The sequence below is a fragment of the Paenibacillus sp. FSL H8-0283 genome (assembly GCF_045040675.1).
In the GTDB taxonomy this organism is placed as follows: Bacteria; Bacillota; Bacilli; order Paenibacillales; family Paenibacillaceae; genus Paenibacillus; species Paenibacillus amylolyticus.
The window spans coordinates 6,143,172-6,162,185 of the sequence record NZ_CP150295.1 but is presented as its reverse complement, the minus strand read 5'-3'; the positions used below and the strand labels follow the sequence as shown (position 1 = coordinate 6,162,185).

Below are 19,014 nucleotides of genomic sequence, written 5' to 3'. Positions count from 1 at the left end.
GTGTCGATGTGAGAGAGAATACGAACAAGCAATATGGATTAACGCAAGCCCAGCGCCGGATATGGTTCATGGAAATTATGAATCCGGGCACATCCATCACGATGCTTTCCGCGACCTACCAGATTACGGGCGAGATCGACACCAAGCTGCTTGAGCAAGCGGCTGCAGAGATTGTCAAAACCTATGACGCTTTCCGAATCCGCATTAGCGGGGATATGCAAAATCCAACGCAGTGGTTCGAAGAGCTGGAGAATGTCCAAACCAGGATAAGCCACCTCGAAATAGGCACGACCGAACAATTCTATGCTTGGGTGAAAGAAGTAACCGAAAAACCGGCCAGTGTGTTCGACGAACACCTCTACCAATTTACGATGATCCATTTTGCGAACGGCCAAGTATGGCTTAATTTGACTATAAATCATATCATCGCCGATGGCTTGTCCGTCACTGCTTTGCTGCATGCGGTGATGGAAAAATACCTGGAACTTCGCAATGGCATCTTCAGGAGTTACCAGGCCCCATCCTATCTGGATTATATTTCAACTGAGCATGAATATGAGCAATCGCAGCGTTATCAAAAAGGCAAGGAATATTGGCTGACCAAGTACAACACTTTGCCTGAAACGAGCGGCATTAAATCGGTTCCGCCATTCTCGATTGGCAGCGAATCGAATAAACGTTCCATCACTTTGGATGGTTCCCGCTATGACCGCATTCTGGCTTTTAGCGAACAATATCAGGTTAGTTTATATACGTTATTTTTGTCCGCCATGTACGTCTTATTGTATAAGCTGACCGACAGCACCGATGTTCCAGTCGGCACGGTGTTTGCCAATCGCACCAGCAAGAAGGAAAAAGAAACGATCGGTATGTTCGTCAGCACCGTGGCTACGCGGATTAGCCTGAATCCAGTTGAGTCCGTGCTTTCCTTGATCCAAACGGTTTCCAAGGAAAATACGGCGGATCTGCGGCATCAGAAATATCCTTATAACCAATTGATTCAGGATTTACGCGAACAACACGGCCGCAACGATCTTTCGGAGTTGTTCCGCACGTCTCTGGAATATCTACCTTTGAAAATCGTGGAGTACGAAGAAATCAAGGTACGTCTGGAGGCTCACTTTGCTAGACACGAGATGGACGATCTACTGCTGCGCTTCGACCATATGCTGAATGAAGGCCATGTCATTCTCCATGCTTCCTATCGTACCGGCCTGTTCGAGACGACCGAGATTGATCGCATTATGGAACAGTATGTAACCGTTTTGGACCAGTTTCTTGAGACTCCCGAACTGCGGGTGCGCGAGATTTCTCTGTTGAGCGATGAGGAGAGACACCGTATTCTGGAGGTGTTTAACCCGCCGGTGGCAGCACTGAGCGAGGGAATAGCGTTTCATCGGTATGTCGAAAAGTTTGCCCGAGACATTCCGGATCACCCGGCAGTTGTTTACATGGACAAAAAGCTGACTTACGGCGAATTGAACAAACGCGCTGAGCGGCTGGCTGCGCTCCTTCGTGAACAGGGCGTGGGAAGGGAGACGATTACGGGGATCTGGGCAGAGCGTTCGGTGGAACTTCTGGTCGGTGTGCTCGCCGTATGGAAAGCCGGCGGAGCTTATGTACCGCTGGACCCCGATTATCCAGCGGAGCGGATTGAGTACATGCTCAGCGATAGCGAAGCATCGGTGCTGCTTACGCAGCGTCATCTGTTGGAGGGGGCCGGAGGTTGGCTGGCCGATGACCGGCTGAAGCTTCAAGCTGTCTATGCGATGGACGATGAACAGATGTATAACGAGGATACCTCAGCCGTGGAATTTGAATCCGCTGACAGTGCCCCACATGACTTGGCTTATGTGATTTACACCTCCGGTACGACGGGACGGCCAAAAGGCGTCATGATCGAGCATGGTAGTCTCGTGAATACGGCGGATGCGTACCGCCGTGAGTACCGGTTGGATCAGTTCCCGGTGCGGTTGTTGCAACTGGCGAGCTTCTCGTTTGACGTGTTCGTTGGAGACATCGCGCGGACGCTGTATAACGGAGGAACGATGGTAATTGTGCCAAAGGATGACCGGCTTGATCCGAACCGCTTATACGGCTGGATTCGGGACCAAAACATTACGGTATTTGAATCGACACCTGCGCTCATCCTACCGTTCATGCAGCATATTTATGAAGAAGGGCTGGACGTCAGCTCCATGCATTTGCTGATTACCAGCTCGGATGCTTGCAGTGTCACCGATTACCGATTGCTGCAGGAAAGATTCGGCGGACAATTCCGCATCATCAACAGCTACGGCGTTACCGAAGCGGCCATTGACAGCAGCTTTTACGATGAGCCGCTGGACAAGCTGCCATCGTTGGGTCATGTGCCGATCGGCAAAGCCTGGCTGAACGCCCGGTTTTACATTGTAGATGCCGGGTTAAAGCCGGTTCCTGTAGGGATTCCGGGGGAGCTTGTCATCGGCGGCGCCGGGGTGGCGCGCGGGTATTGGAACCGTCCGGACCTAACCAGCGAGAAGTTTGCAGACAGCCCGTTTGTGCCTGGAGAACGTCTGTATCGGACAGGAGATTTGGCCCGCTGGCTGGAAGACGGCAACGTTGACTTCATCGGCCGGATCGACTATCAGGTGAAAATTCGCGGGTTCCGGATCGAACTCGGCGAAATTGAAACGGCCCTGCTCAGCTTCCCGGGGGTCAAGCAGGCTGTGGTGACTGACCGTACGGATGAGCAGGGGCAAAAGTATTTGTGCGGTTACGTGGCGGGGGATGTTTCCTTGCAACTGAGCGATCTGTTGTCCCAATTGAAACAAGAGCTGCCTGCGCATATGGTTCCGGCCCGGTTGGTGTCTCTTGATCAGCTTCCGCTCACACCGAACGGCAAGATTGACCGTAAAGCGCTACCTGAGCCGACCGGAGAGATAGAAGCCGGCCGTGAGTATGTGGCTCCTCGCACAACGCTGGAAACAAGACTTGCTCTTATTTGGCAGCAGGTGCTGGGTATTGCGCGAGTTGGAGTCCAAGACGATTTCTTTGACCTGGGTGGTCATTCCTTGCGGGCCTCCGCGCTTGTTTCCAAGATTCGAAAAGAGCTACAAGTCGAGGTTCCGCTGCGGGACGTTTTCCGCTACACCACGATCGAGCAGCTTGCCCAAAGAATTAGCGGTTTAAAGCAGCAGGAAACGTATGAGATTACAAAGGCGGCAGAGACCGAGTACTATCCGGTTTCATCCGAGCAAAAGCGTCTGTACGTCCTGCGCCAGCTTGACGCGGCCGAGCGTAGCTACAATATGTCCGCGGCGCTTCTTCTCAAAGGCAAGCTGGACTGCACGCGCGTAGAGTACGCATTCCGGGCGTTGATTCAGCGCCATGAGACGCTGCGTACCGGGATCGAGCAGGTTCAAGGCGAGCTTGTGCAGCGCATCTATGACGAGGTGGAGTTTGCTGTAGATTATTTCCAGGCGAGCGAGCGAGAAGTGGACCAAGTGGTGGAAGCATACTATCACCCGTTTGATCTGACCAAGCCGCCACTTCTTCGCATCGGCCTGATCGAAGTCGCCGAGGATCGCCACATCCTGTTGTTCGATATGCACCATATCGTCTCGGATGGCATCTCGACAGCGTTGCTTTTCGACGAGTTCAGCCGCCTGTATCGGGGCGAGGAGCTGGCTCCGTTGCGTATTCAATACAAAGATTATGCCGTTTGGCAGCATTCCGAAGCCTACGGGCAGTTGATCCAGCCGCAGAAGGAGTACTGGCTGGAACAGCTGTCGGGCGAGCTGCCTGTATTGGAACTGCCGACGGATTTCCCGCGGCCTGCGGTGCAAAGTTTTGACGGCCGGACCGTGAAGTTTGATATTGGGAAAGAACGGACGGAGAAGCTGAAAGAACTGGCCGCACGGACGGGCACGACCCTGTACATGGTGCTGTTGTCTGCTTACTCGATCCTTATGCATAAATATTCGGGTCAGGAAGATCTGATCGTGGGAACGCCGATTGCCGGAAGAACGCAGGAAGAAGTGCAGCCAATCGTAGGTATGTTTATCAACACGCTTGCCATTCGCAGCCATCCGGAGCGTTCCAAGCCGTACCTCAAGTACCTGGAAGAAATGAAGGAAATCACACTCGGGGCTTTTGAACACCAAAATTATTTGTTCGAAGATTTGGTAGAAAGTCTTCCCATTCCGCGCGCGACCGGCCGGAATCCGCTCTTTGATACGTTCTTCTCCCTGCAAAATACGGAGAATGAGCAAATTGTCATCGAGGGGCTGGAGCAATCGTTTTATCCGTTGGAAAACCGAACGTCTAAGTTCGAGCTGCTTCTGGACATTTCGGAACTGGATGGCCAGCTCGAATGCCGGTTGGAGTACGCTACGGCTTTGTATAAACAGGAGACCGCGGAGCGGTTCGCCAGACATTATGACAAGCTACTCGAAACTATCGCAACAGCGCCGGAAGGGGATATTGCTTCGCTGGAAATGCTAACGGAGCAGGAAATCCGTGAACTGGTGCGCGGTTTTAATGATTCGGAGGCAGACTACCCGCGTCAGCAGACGATTCATGGCTTGTTCGAAGAGCAGGCGAAGCTTTATCCGGATAACGTGGCCGCCGTCATGAATGAGCGGCAGTTGAGCTACCACGAACTGAACGAGCGATCCAACCGCCTTGCGCGTAAGCTGCGGGAGACAGGAGTCGAAGCGGATCAGTTGGTAGCGATTCTGGCCGAACGTTCGCTTGATATGGTCGTCGGCATTCTAGCGATTCTCAAAGCGGGTGGAGCCTACGTGCCTGTCGATCCCGACTACCCGGAGGAACGCATACGCTTCATGATTGAGGATTCGGGCGCACCGTTATTGCTGATTCAAAGGCATTTGCATGAGAAGACCGACTTTGCAGGAACGCGCCTTGAATTGGACGATTTCGTTTGGGGCGACAAAGGGGCGGACTCCGCTGGTGCGCTGGACGCTTCGAATTTGGAGCCAATTTCTGGCCCGGGTAACTTGGCTTATGTCATCTACACATCGGGAACGACCGGCAAACCAAAAGGCACGTTGATTGAGCATAAAAACGTCGTACGCCTTTTGTTCAACGACAAGAACCTGTTCGACTTTGGGCCGTCTGATACGTGGACGTTATTCCACTCGTTCTGCTTCGATTTCTCCGTCTGGGAGATGTACGGGGCACTTCTGAATGGAGGAAAGCTGGTTATCGTACCGCCGCTTACGGCGAAAAATCCGGCCGAGTTCCTGGCACTGCTGAGCCGCGAACAGGTCACGATTTTGAACCAGACGCCAACATATTTCTACCAACTGCTGCGTGAGGTTTTAGCGGACCATCCGTACAATCTGAGGATTCGCAACGTCATCTTTGGCGGCGAAGCACTCAGCCCGCTGTTGCTCAAGGGTTTCAAGACGAAGTACCCGGAGACAAAGCTGATCAATATGTACGGTATTACCGAAACGACGGTTCACGTGACGTATAAGGAAATTACATGGATCGAGATGGAGGCGGCAAAGAGTAATATCGGCAAGCCGATCCCGACGCTGAGCGTGTATGTTCTGGATGAAAACCGTCGTCCTGTTCCTATCGGAGTAGCAGGCGAAATGTACGTGGCCGGTGAAGGCCTGGCAAGAGGATACCTGAATCGACCGGATTTGACGGCGGAAAAGTTCGTTGATTCCCCGTTTGCGGAGGGGGAAAAACTGTATCGCTCAGGCGACTTGGCGGCCTGGCTGCCGGACGGCAACATTGAATACCTCGGCCGGATCGACCATCAGGTCAAAATCCGTGGGTACCGGATCGAGCTGGACGAAATCGAGACGCAACTTCTGAACGTGGAGGGCGTGGAAGAAGCGGTGGTGCTCGCCCGTCAGGACAACGAGGGAGAGAAGGCACTTGTTGCCTACTTTGTTGCAGACCGGACGCTGACAGTCAGCGAAATGAGAACCTCGCTGGCACAGGGAATGCCGGGATACATGATCCCGTCGTATTTCGTGCAGCTGGAGCGCATGCCGCTGACGTCTAACGGCAAAGTGGACCGCAAAGCGCTGACGGAGCCGCAAGGTAGCCTGCAAACGGGCGTCGAATACGTAGCTCCTCGTAACCTTACGGAGTCCCAGCTTGTGAAGATCTGGGAGGAAGTGCTGGGCAACTCCGGCATTGGAGTCCTGGACAATTTCTTTGAGCTCGGAGGGCATTCCTTGCGGGCGACAAACCTTGTCAGCAAGATTCGGAAGGAAATGAACGTTGAACTTCCGCTGCGCGATGTGTTCCGCTATATGACGGTAGAATCGATGGCAGAGGCTATTGCCAGCTTGAAAGAAACACGGCACAGCTCGATTCCAAAAGCGGAAGAGAAAGCGTACTATCCAGTTTCCTCTGCGCAAAAAAGGCTGTTTGTCCTGCACCAGCTAGATAGCTCGGAGCTGAATTACAACATCCCGAGCGCCTTGCAATTGAAAGGGACTTTGAACGAGGCCAAAGTGGAAAAGGCGCTGACTACTTTGGTGGCCCGGCACGATATGCTGCGCACCGGTTTCGAAATCGTGAATGGAGAGCCGGTTCAGCGTATTCATCCGCTCGTAGATTTCAAGGTCGAGAAGCTTCAAGCAAGCAAAGATCAGGTCGCGGCCATTCTGGAAGGTTTCATTCAGCCTTTTGACTTGACCCAGCCGCCTTTGCTGCGCGCCCTGCTGATCATACTTGAGAAAGAGAAATTCCTGCTTGCGCTGGATATGCATCATATTGGTTCCGACGGTCTTTCCATGGACGTGCTGCTACGCGAATTTGTGGGGCTTTACAATGGGGAAGAATTGCCGGAGCTACGGATTCAATACAAGGATTACGCCGTTTGGCAGCAATCCGACGAGCAATGTCAGCGTATCAAACGGCAGGAGGAATACTGGCGCGGGGTATTCAGCTCCGAGCTTCCGGTTCTTGAGCTGCCTCTTGACTTTTCCCGCCCAGCCGTCCGGCAGTTTGACGGTCAAACGCTCACGTTCGCGCTGGATGCGGATAAAAGCGAAGCTCTAAAACGGCTTGCCGGAGATTCGGGGGCGACGCTGTACATGCTTCTTCTGGCTGCTTACTCCGTATTGCTTCATAAATACGCGGGACAGGAAGATATCGTAGTCGGCACTCCGATTGCCGCTCGTTCTCACGCCGACCTGCAACCAATTATCGGCATGTTTGTCAATACGCTGGCCCTTCGCTTGGGTCCGACGGCAGAGCAGACGTTCCTGGATTACTTGCAGAATGTGAAGGAAACGACGCTTGGAGCCTACGAGCACCAGGACTATCCGTTCGAGGAGCTGGTAGAAGCGCTTCAGGTGAGCCGGAATTTAAGCCGGAATCCGCTGTTTGACACCATGTTTTCTTTGCAAAAGCACGAAAGCCTGGATTTAGCCCTGGAAGGCTTGCAATGGTCGCTGTTTGACATCGAGGAAAAGAGAGCAAAGTTTGATCTTAGCCTGGATATCGTGGAAGAGGGTAACGAGCTGGTTTGCAAGATCGAGTACGCTACCTCGTTGTTTAGACAGGAAACGATGGTACGGCTGGCGGGTCATTACGAGCAGCTTTTGGCATCGATCCTGGCTCAGCCGGGTGCGAGGATCTCGGATTTGAATATTTTGAAGGACAGCGAAAAGCATGATTTGCTGGTCGGGTTTGCCGTGTCGTCTTCGGCTCTGGCGAAGCAATCCGCCTCAGAGGGTCCAGGCTTGGAAGCGGATGAGTCGTGGAGAGAGAGAACGATCCACGAGCTGTTCGAGGAGCAAGCAGAGCGAACGCCGGAGCAGGTGGCCGTTGTCTATGAGGACAGCCGCCTGACTTACCGGGAGTTGAACGAGCGGGCGAACCGGCTGGCGCGATCCTTGCGTGCCTCTGGCGCGCAGGCCGATCAGCCGATCGCGATCATGGCCGAGCGCTCGCTGGAGATGATCGTAGGCATCTATGCGATCTTGAAGGCCGGGGGCGCCTACGTGCCGATCGACCCGCAATTCCCGCAGGAGCGCATCCGCTACATGCTCGAAGATTCGGGCGCTAGGCTGCTGCTGATTCAGAGCCATTTGCGGGAAAGCGCGTCATTTGCCGGGACCGAGCCACTTGGTGGTCTATCGCTCATCGATCTGAACGATCCATCCGCGTATGACGAAAACGGCTCGAATCTGGAACCGGCCAGCGGACCGGAGCATCTGGCCTACGTCATTTACACATCGGGCTCGACAGGCAAGCCCAAAGGCGTCATGGTGGAGCACCGTCCGGTGATCAACCGGCTGCTGTGGATGCAGAATGCATACCCGATCGACTCCAGGGATACGATTCTGCAAAAGACGGCGATCACCTTCGACGTTTCCGTGTGGGAGCTGTTTTGGTGGGCTTGGACGGGGGCCAAAGTTTGCTTGCTGCCGCCGGGCGGAGAGAAGAATCCCGAGACGATTCTGGATACGATCGAACGGCAAGCCGTCACCACGATGCACTTCGTGCCGTCGATGCTGCACGCCTTCCTCGAATATGTCGAGCGTCAGCCGAGCGAAGATCTGGGTAACAAGCTGTCTTCGCTGAAACGGGTGTTTGCAAGCGGGGAAGCGCTGGCGACGTCGCATGTGAGCCGGTTCTGGCAGTGGATTTCGTCATCCGTGAATCAAGCGCAGCTGATCAACCTTTATGGGCCTACGGAAGCGACGGTTGATGTCTCGTACTACGATTGCGGACCGGAAGAGGCGTATGTATCGGTGCCGATCGGCAAGCCGATCTCGAACATCCGGCTGCATATTGTCAAGGAAGGGACGACAGCGCTGCAGCCGATCGGCGTGCCGGGCGAGTTGTGCATCGCGGGCGAAGGTCTGGCTAGAGGCTACTTGAACCGTCCCGAGCTGACCGCGGAGAAATTCGTAGAGTGTCCGTTCGCGCCGGGCGGGCGGATGTACCGGACGGGCGATCTGGCCAGATGGCTGCCGGACGGCAACATCGAGTATATGGGCCGGATCGACCATCAGGTGAAAATCCGCGGGTACCGGATCGAACTCGGCGAGGTGGAGGCGCAGGTCCTGAAAGCGGCGTCCGTACAAGAGGGGGTTGTCATCGCCAGAGAGGACGAAGCCGGTCAGAAGCAGCTCTGCGCGTACTTCGTGGCGGACAAGCCGCTTGCGGCGAGCGAGCTGCGAAGCGCGCTGGCGGAGGATCTGCCTGCGTACATGATTCCGTCCTACTTCGTGCAGCTGGAGCGGATGCCCCTCACACACAGCGGGAAGCTTGACCGCAAGGCGCTGCCCGCACCGGAAAGCAGTATGCTCGTTGGAACGGAATACGTGGCGCCCCGGACGGCGGCGGAGCAGACGTTGGTTGCGGTGTGGCAAAAGGTGCTGGGAACGGGTCGTCCGATCGGCGTGATGGACAATTTCTTCGAACTAGGCGGGGATTCAATTAAATCGATCCAGGTGTCGTCCAGGCTACATCAGGCCGGGTACAAGCTGGAAATTAAGCATTTGTTCAAATATCCGACCGTAGCGGAATTAAGCCCGTATCTCCAGTCGGTCTTAAGACGCGCCGATCAGGGGGCAGCTACGGGAGAGACGGGGCTGACGCCGATTCAGCGCTGGTTCTTCGAGCAGTTGTTCGCCGAGCTGCACCACTTTAACCAGGCGGTGATGCTGTACCGGGAGGAAGGCTATGACGAAGCGGCGCTTCGTCAGGCCGTGCGGAAGCTGGCCGAGCATCACGATGCGCTGCGCCTCGTCTTCAGCTGGACCGAGAGCGGGTATGCGGCATGGAACCGGGCCATCGAGGAAAGTGACGGCGAGCTCTACACCCTAGAAGTGATCGATTTCCGCGGAATGACGGACTGCGCGCAGGCGATCGAAGCCAAGGCGAACGAGCTTCAGCGCAGCATTGACCTGCAGGCAGGGCCCTTGCTGAAGCTCGGCTTGTTCCGTTGTGCGGATGGAGATCATCTGCTGATCGCGATCCACCACTTGGTCGTAGACGGCGTATCCTGGCGGATTCTGCTTGAGGATTTTGCTGCCGGCTATGAGCAGGCGCTGCAAGGGAAGCTGATCCGTCTGCCGCTCAAAACGGACTCATTCCAAACGTGGGCGAAACAGCTCGCTGATTATGCGAACGGTCCGGCGATGGAAAGCGAGAGAGCGTATTGGCAGCATATCGAGCAATTGACCTATGAGCCGCTTCCGAAAGATTTTGAACAAGGCAGATCCAAGCTGAAGGACAGCGGGGTCGTGACCGTCCGCTGGACGGCGGAGGAAACCGAACAGCTGCTGAAGCAGGCACACCGTGCTTACCATACGGAAATGAACGATTTGCTACTTGCTGCGCTGGGCCTCTCAGTACAAGCTTGGAGCGGTCAAGAACGCGTGCTGGTGAATCTCGAAGGCCACGGCCGGGAAGAACTTTTGCCAGATGTGGACATTACACGCACGGTAGGCTGGTTCACAAGCCAATTCCCTGTTGTTCTGGAGCCGGGCCACGCTCAGGCACTCGGTCATCAGGTGAAACAGGTGAAAGAAAACTTGCGCCGCATTCCGAACAAAGGAATCGGCTACGGCATTCAGCGTTATTTGTCGGCGCCGCGTGACGGAGAGCGCTTCGTTTTGGAGCCGGAGATCAGTTTTAACTATCTGGGTCAGTTCGACCAGGATTACGAAAGCAGCGGCTCGCAGCCGTCTCCGTTCAGTCCGGGCTCCGATTCAAGCCCGAATGCTGTGATGAATTATGTCCTCGATATCAACGGTATGGTGTCGGAAGGCATGTTGGAACTCACGATCCGTTATGGGGAAACCCAGTATCAACGGGAGACGGTTGAGCGCTTGGGCACCCTGCTTCAATCGAGCTTGCGTGAAGTCATCAGGCATTGCGTATCGAAAGAGCGGCCGGAACTTACGCCTAGTGACGTACTGCTTCAAGATGTAACGGTGGAGGAACTGGAGCGGCTGTCCGAACATACGGCGGCACTCGGCGAACTGGAGAATGTATACACCCTGACTCCGCTGCAAAAAGGGATGTTGTTCCACAGCTTGCTGGATGCCGATTCGGAAGCCTACTTCGAACAGGTGACCTTCGATCTGTATGGAAGCCTGAATGTGGAAGCCTTCACCCGCGGATTGGATACGCTGGTACAGCGAAATGAGGCGCTGCGGACCAATTTTATTACCGGCTGGAGAGACGAGCCGATTCAAGTGGTATTCCGCGAGCGGAAGTGTGAAGTGTACTTTGAAGATATTCGCTCGGCAAGAGATGAACACCCGGAGAAGACGATAGCCGATTTTGTTAGCGCGGATAAAGCGAACAAGTTCGATTTGGCCCAAGGCTCTCTGATGCGCGTTACAGTTTTGCGTACGGGCGACGAGTCCTACCAAGTGATCTGGAGTCACCATCACATTTTGTTGGACGGCTGGTGCATGTCCTTAATGATCAAGGAAGTGTTCGACACCTACTTCGCGTTCCAGGAGCAACGGACGCTGGAGCTTCCTCCGGTTACCTCATACTCTCGGTATATCGAATGGCTGGAAGCTCAAGATGCCGCAAAAGCTTCGCGTTACTGGTCCGAGTATTTGGCGGGTTATGATCAGCAGACCAAGCTGCCTCGGGAGAAAACAGGGCTGAAGCAGGGCGCTTTTGAAGCAGCTGAGATCGATGTGGAACTCAGCAAGGAACTGACTGGGCAAATCGAGCGGGTGGCGCGCCAGCATCAGGTGACGCTTAATACATTTATGCAGACCGTATGGGGACTGGTTCTGCAGGTATACAACAACAGCGATGATGTTGTATTTGGCTCCGTTGTATCCGGGCGTCCAGCGGAGATTCCGGGTATCGAAAGCATGATCGGTCTGTTTATTAATACGATCCCCGTCCGTATTCAAGGCAAAGCCGAGGAGACGGTAGCCGATATTTTGAGAAAAACCCAGGATCAAGCGCTGACATCGGGAGCTTACGAAACGTTCCCACTCTTCGAAATTCAGTCGCTTAGCGAGCAAAAGAGCGACTTGATCAACCATATTATGGTCTTTGAAAATTATCCGATGGAAGAACAGATTGAGCAGGTTGTCGGCGGAGGACAAGAAGCGCTGAAAATCGCTAATATCCAATCGCCGGAACAAACGAACTACGATCTGGACATTACCGTCATTCCGGAAGAGCATATTTTGCTGCGGTTTACGTACAATACACTGACATTCAGAGAGCAAGACATCAGGCAGATCCACGGTCATTTTGCCCGTGCATTGGAGCAGGTTGCGGCTAATCCGAATGTTCGTGTACATGAGTTAGAGCTTTTGACGGCGGCGGAAAAAGAAGAAATTGTCGGTGTGTTTAATCCGGTGCAGCCGGAAGTGGCTCCTGTGGCAGCGTTCCATCGACTGTTCGAGGAACAGGCGGAACGCACGCCGGAAGCGGAGGCCATCGTATACGAGAACGATCGGCTGACGTATGCGGAGCTGAACGAGCGGGCGAACCGCCTGTCGACCACGCTACGTGCAAGCGGAATAGGCCGGGAGACCATCGTTGGCATTCTCGCCGAGCGTTCGGTCGATTTGCTGGTGGCCGTGATGGCCGTCTGGAAAGCGGGCGGGGCGTATGTACCGCTTGACCCGGATTATCCGGCGGACCGCGTGCGGTTCATGCTGGAAGACAGCGGAGCGAAGGTACTGCTGACACAAACGCTGCTGCGAGAGCGTGCCGAATCCTGGCTCGGCGAAGAGGAACTAGCACTGGAGAAGGTGCTGTATCTCGATGACGAAACGTCATACAGCGAAGACCGAGCGAATGCACCAATGGACTTCGGCCAAGGCTCCAGCATGGTTTCAGGTCTGATCTCCAGCGAGCTGACGGGTGCTGTGAACGACCGTAATGAGAGCCATCCAAATGATGTTGATGTTGTCGGTATGGGCAGCTTCCATGAAGCCCGTCCTGAGGACTTGGCGTATGTCATCTACACGTCGGGAACGACGGGCAAGCCAAAAGGCGTGATGATCGAGCACCGCAGCCTGGTGAACACGGCAGCGGGTTACCGACGGGAATACCGGATGGATCAGTTTCCGGTAAGGCTGTTGCAGCTCGCCAGCTTCTCGTTCGACGTGTTTGTGGGCGATATCGCGCGGACGCTGTACAACGGAGGGACCATGGTGATTGTACCGAAGGACGACCGGATTGATCCGTCTCGTCTGCACTACTGGATAGAGCGGGAGCAAGTGTCGATCTTTGAATCAACGCCGGCACTGATCGTGCCGTTTATGGAATACGTGCATGAGCAGGGGCTAGAGTTAAGTAGTATGGAGTTGTTGATTACAAGCTCAGACAGTTGCAGTGTGGCGGAATACCGAACCTTACAGGAACGGTTTGGCTCGTCGTTCCGCATTATTAACGCCTACGGTGTGACGGAAGCGGCAATTGACTCCAGTTTCTATGATGAGGAGTTGGCGAAACTGCCACAAACAGGCCATGTTCCGATTGGCAAAGCGTGGTTGAATGCGAAGTTTTACATCGTGGATGCACATCTGAACCCGGTGCCAGTCGGCGTGCTGGGCGAATTGGTTATCGGCGGAGTCAGTGTGGCGCGCGGGTATTTGAACCGTCCAGAGCTGACGGAAGAGAAGTTTGTAGACAGTCCTTTCACCGCTGGTGAGCGGTTGTATCGCACGGGAGACTTGGCGAGGTGGATGGAGGATGGCAACGTGGACTTCATCGGCCGGATCGATAACCAGGCGAAAATCCGGGGTTACCGGATCGAGACGGGCGAAGTCGAAGCAAAGCTGCTGAGTGTAGGTGGCGTGAAGGAAGCGGTCGTTGTTGTCAGGGAAGATCAAGAAGGGCAGAAAGCGTTGTGCGCTTATTATACAGTGGAAGAAGGCTTGACGGCGGCAGATTTGAAACGGGCGATCTCCAGCGAGCTACCGGGATACATGATTCCATCGTATTTCGTTGAACTGGAGCAATTGCCTCTAACGCCAAATGGGAAAATTGACCGGAAGGCGCTGCCAGCGCCGGAAGGGGGAGCAGGAGGAGGCCGCGAATACGTGGCACCGCGCACCGAACTGGAGGCAAAGCTGGCCGCCATTTGGCAGGAGGTACTTGTTCGGGATAAGGCGGTAGGCGTAACGGACAACTTCTTCGACCTCGGAGGACACTCCCTGCGGGCGACAACACTTGTCAGCAAAATGCATAAGGAGCTGGGCGCCCAATTCCCGCTTCGCGACGTATTCCGCTACTCGACAGTTGAGGAAATGGCTGTGGCTATGGAGCATTTGGAGATCGGCTCGTTTATGGCTATTCCGGCTGCGGAACCTAGCGAGTATTATCCGCTCTCTTCTGCGCAGAAACGTCTCTATATCTTGAACCAGCTGGAAGGAGGCGAGCTGAGCTACAATATACCGGGAGCTATGCTGCTCGAAGGGCAGCTCAACCGGCAGCGGTTTGAAGAAGCATTCCGCGGGCTTGTAGCTCGTCATGAAACGCTGCGTACCAGCTTTGAGATGGTTGAGGGCGAAGCGGTTCAGCGGATTTACGAAGAAGTCACCTTCCAGGTGGAATATGTGCAGATCAGCGGGGAGCAGGCGGAAGAAACGGTGCGCCAATTTGTTCGTGCGTTTGATCTAGCGAAGCCTCCACTTCTGCGGGTGGGCATTGCCGAACTCGCGCCGGACCGGCACATCCTGATGTTCGATACACATCATATCGTATCGGACGGCGTTTCAATGGACGTACTGATCGAAGAGTTTGTGCACTTGTACAGCGGGGAGCCGCTCAAGCCACTCCGCATTCAGTACAAAGATTATGCAGTATGGCAGCAATCGGACGAGCAGAAAACTCAGCTTGCCAAGCAGGAAGCCTACTGGATTGACATGTTCCGCGGAGAACTGCCAGTTCTGGAAATGCCGACGGACTATCCGCGCCCGGCTATGCAGAGCTATGAGGGCCGCACGCTGCAATTGTTTATGAATATTGAGAAAAGCGAAGGTCTGAAACGGCTTGCAGCTGAAAACGGCGCAACGCTTTACATGGTTTTGCTTGCGGCATATAACGTGCTTCTGCATAAATATTCAGGTCAGGAAGACGTGGTGGTAGGTACGCCGATTGCGGGCAGAAATCATAGCGACGTTCAACCGCTGATAGGGATGTTCGTTAATACTTTGGCCATCCGAAGTTACCCGGCTGCCGGTAAAACGTTCCTTGACTACTTGAAGGAGATCAAGGAGACAACGCTGAGTGCTTTTGAACATCAGAATTATCCGTTTGAGGAACTGGTGGATAAGGTAAACGTGGCTCGTGATTTACGCCGTCATCCACTGTTTGATACGATGTTTGCTTTGCAGAATACAGAAAACGTGGAAATCCAGCTTCCGGGACTGCATCTGTCGACGTATGCCAGCGAAGAAATTGTTTCCAAATTCGATCTCAGCTTGGACGTTACGGAGATTGAGGACGGCTTGGAATATCTGTTTGAATACGCCACGGCTCTATATAAAACCGAAACGGTGGAGAAGTTGGCTGTCCACTACTTGCAGTTGCTTGAATCCATTCTCCGCAACCCTTCAGCGACGATTTCCGAGTTGGATATTTTGACACTAGCGGAAAAAGAAGAAATTGTCGGCGCGTTTAACCCGGCGCAACCGGAACAGGCTCCTATGGCAGCGTTCCATCGACTGTTCGAGGAACAGGCCGAACACACGCCGGAAGCTGAAGCTGTCGTTTACGAACACGATCGGCTGACGTATGCGGAGCTGAACGAGCGGGCGAACCGCCTGTCGGCCACGTTGCGCACAAGCGGCATCGGCCGGGAGTCAATCGTCGGCATTCTCGCCGAGCGTTCGGTGGACCTGTTGGTGGCCGTGCTGGCCGTCTGGAAAGCAGGCGGGGCGTATGTACCCCTTGACCCGGATTATCCGGCGGACCGTGTGCGGTTCATGCTCGAAGACAGCGGAGCGAAGGTGCTGCTGACACAAACGCCGCTGCGAGAGCGTGCCGAAGCCTGGCTCGGTGAAGAGGAACTGGCACTGGCGACGGTGCTGTATCTCGACGACGAAACGTCATACAGCGAGGAACGAAGCAATGTGTCAATGGACTTTGGCCAAGGCTCCAACAGTGCTCCCGATCGAGTCAACGGCAAGCTAACGGGGGCTGTGAACGGTGGTGGCGAGAGTCATCCGAATGATGTTGATGTTGTCGGTAGGGACAGCTTCTCTGAAGCCCGTCCGGAGGATCTGGCGTACGTCATCTACACGTCGGGAACGACGGGCAAGCCAAAAGGCGTGATGATCGAGCATCGCAGCCTAGTGAACACGGCAGCGGGCTACCGACGGGAATACCGGTTGGATCAGTTCCCGGTGCGACTGCTGCAACTCGCAAGCTTCTCGTTTGATGTTTTCGTGGGCGATATCGCACGCACGTTGTATAACGGAGGCACAATGGTCATTGTACCGAAGGACGACCGGATTGATCCGTCTCGTCTGCACCACTGGATAGAGCAGGAGCAAGTGACGATCTTTGAATCAACACCAGCACTGATCGTGCCGTTTATGGAATACGTGCATGAGCAGAGGCTAAAGTTAAGCGGTATGGAGCTGTTGATCACAAGCTCGGACAGCTGCAGTGTAGCGGATTACCGTACCTTGCAGGAGCGGTTTGGCTCGTCGTTCCGCATCATTAACGCCTATGGTGTGACGGAAGCGGCAATCGACTCGAGTTTCTATGACGAAGAATTGGCGAAACTGCCGCAGACAGGCCATGTGCCGATTGGCAAAGCGTGGTTGAATGCGAAGTTTTACATCGTGGATGCACATCTGAATCCCGTACCCGTCGGTGTGCTGGGCGAGCTGGTCATCGGCGGCGTTGGCGTAGCACGTGGGTACTTGAACCGTCCAGAGCTGACGGAAGAGAAGTTTGTAGATAGCCCTTTCACCGCGGGTGAGCGGTTATATCGCACGGGAGATTTGGCGAGGTGGATGGAGGACGGAAACGTGGATTTCATCGGCCGGATCGACAATCAAGCGAAAATCCGGGGCTACCGGATCGAAACGGGTGAGATTGAGTCGCAGCTGCTGCGGGTGGTAGGTATACGCGAAGCGGTGGTGCTGGTTCGAAGTGATGCGAACGGTCAAAAGGCGCTGTGCGCCTACTACACAACGGATATCGAACTGACGGCGGCCGACCTGAAACGAGCGATCTCCAGCGAGCTGCCAGGTTACATGATCCCGTCGTACTTTGTGGAGCTGGAGCATTTACCTCTGACACCAAACGGGAAAATCGACCGGAAAGCGCTGCCGACGCCGGAAGAGGGAGCAAGTGCAGGACGCGAATACGTGGCGCCGCGCACCGATCTGGAGACGAAACTGGTCTCCATCTGGCAGGACGTGCTTGGGTCAGTTACGATTGGTGTGACGGACAACTTCTTCGACCTCGGCGGTCACTCGTTGAGGGCGACGACGCTGGTCAGCAAGGTGCACAAGGAGCTGCACGTGGACCTGCCACTGCGCGATGTATTCCGGTACTCGACTATTGAAGCGATGGCTGAAGTGATTAGCCGATTGGAGCAGCAGGAGTTCCTTTCCATTCCGGTTCTGGATAAAAGGGAGTATTATCCGCTTTCCTCTGTGCAAAAGCGGCTGTACATCCAGCAGCAGATGGAAGGCGCCGAGCTTAACTACAACATGTCCGGCATGACGGTTCTTGTCGGGCGCTTGGATCAGAATCAATTCGAGGCGGCGCTCCAAGGATTAATCGCTCGTCACGAAGTTTTGCGAACCGGCTTCGAAATGGTCGACGGCGAACCGGTACAACGGATTTATTCGGACTTGGAGTTTGCCGTCGAGTATACACAGGCGACGGAAAGTGAAACGAAAACCATTGCGGATGCCTTTGTACGTGTCTTTGATTTGGAGAGGCCGCCGCTGCTGCGTGTGGGCTTAGTTGAATGGGAAGCGGAACGTCATCTGCTTATGCTGGACATTCATCATATCGTCACGGATGGCATGTCGATGGGTATCTTTATCGAAGAGCTGCTACGCCTATATAACGGTGAGACGCTGGAACCGCTTCGGATTCAATACAAGGAATTTGCCACTTGGCAGCAGTCCGAACCTGTAAAAGAACGGCTGAAACGCCAGGAAGCCTACTGGCTGGACATGCTGGAAGGTGAACTGCCAACGCTTGAGCTACCTACGGACTTTGTCAGACCTGCCGCTCGCAGCTTTGAGGGAGATGTGCTGCCTTTCAGTATCGACAAGCAGATGACGGACAACTTGCAGCGCATTGCCGATGAGAACGGTGCTACCCTATATATGGTGTTATCGGCGGCCTATTCAATCCTGCTCAGCAAGTACTCGGGACAAGAAGACTTCATTGTAGGCACACCGGTTTCAGGCCGCACACATGCCGACCTGGAGCCGCTCATCGGAATGTTTGTCAACACGTTGGCGATTCGTCATTATCCATCCAGGGAGAAGACATTCCTTGTTTACTTGAACGAAGTCAAAGAAACGATGCTGGGGGCCTACGACCACCAGGATTATCCGTTTGAAGAGCTTGTGAAAAAGCTGCAGGTGCCGCGAGATCAAAGCCGCAATCCTGTATTTGATGTCATGTTTGCGCTGGAAACGAAGGAAGATAACGTTCAAAGCTTCGGGGATATCCAGATCGAATCTTATCCGGAAACGCATGCGGTTTCTCAATTTGATCTTACCTTGGTCATTTCGTTGCTGGATGAGGGAATGAACGGGCAGTTTGAATATGCGACGAAGTTGTTTACGCGAAATCTGATCGACAATTTCGCTCAGGACCTGCTCGTGATCATCACCCAAATTGGCGAACAGCCTTCGTTGCTGCTCAAGGATATTTCCCTGAACGGGCAATCCGAACAGGAGCAAGATGAGCTAGAGGCTATTGATATTATTTTCTAATTATTAGAAGTTATTTCCAATCGTTGCAGACGAGTTTAAAGTCAAGTCATAGAAGCCGAGTGAAGTCAGGATCATATTCCTGAGTTCATTCGGCTTTTTTAGTTGTTCTCCT

General features: G+C 54.2%; 1 protein-coding gene. It reads left to right on the top strand.

Annotation, left to right across the window (positions count from 1 at the left end):
• The first annotated feature begins 8 nt into the window (after positions 1 to 8).
• A complete protein-coding gene (locus MHI52_RS27210) occupies positions 9 to 18,902 on the top strand; it encodes a non-ribosomal peptide synthase/polyketide synthase (protein ID WP_405157987.1) in 18,894 nt (6,297 codons plus the stop codon).
• The last annotated feature ends 112 nt before the right edge of the window (positions 18,903 to 19,014 follow it).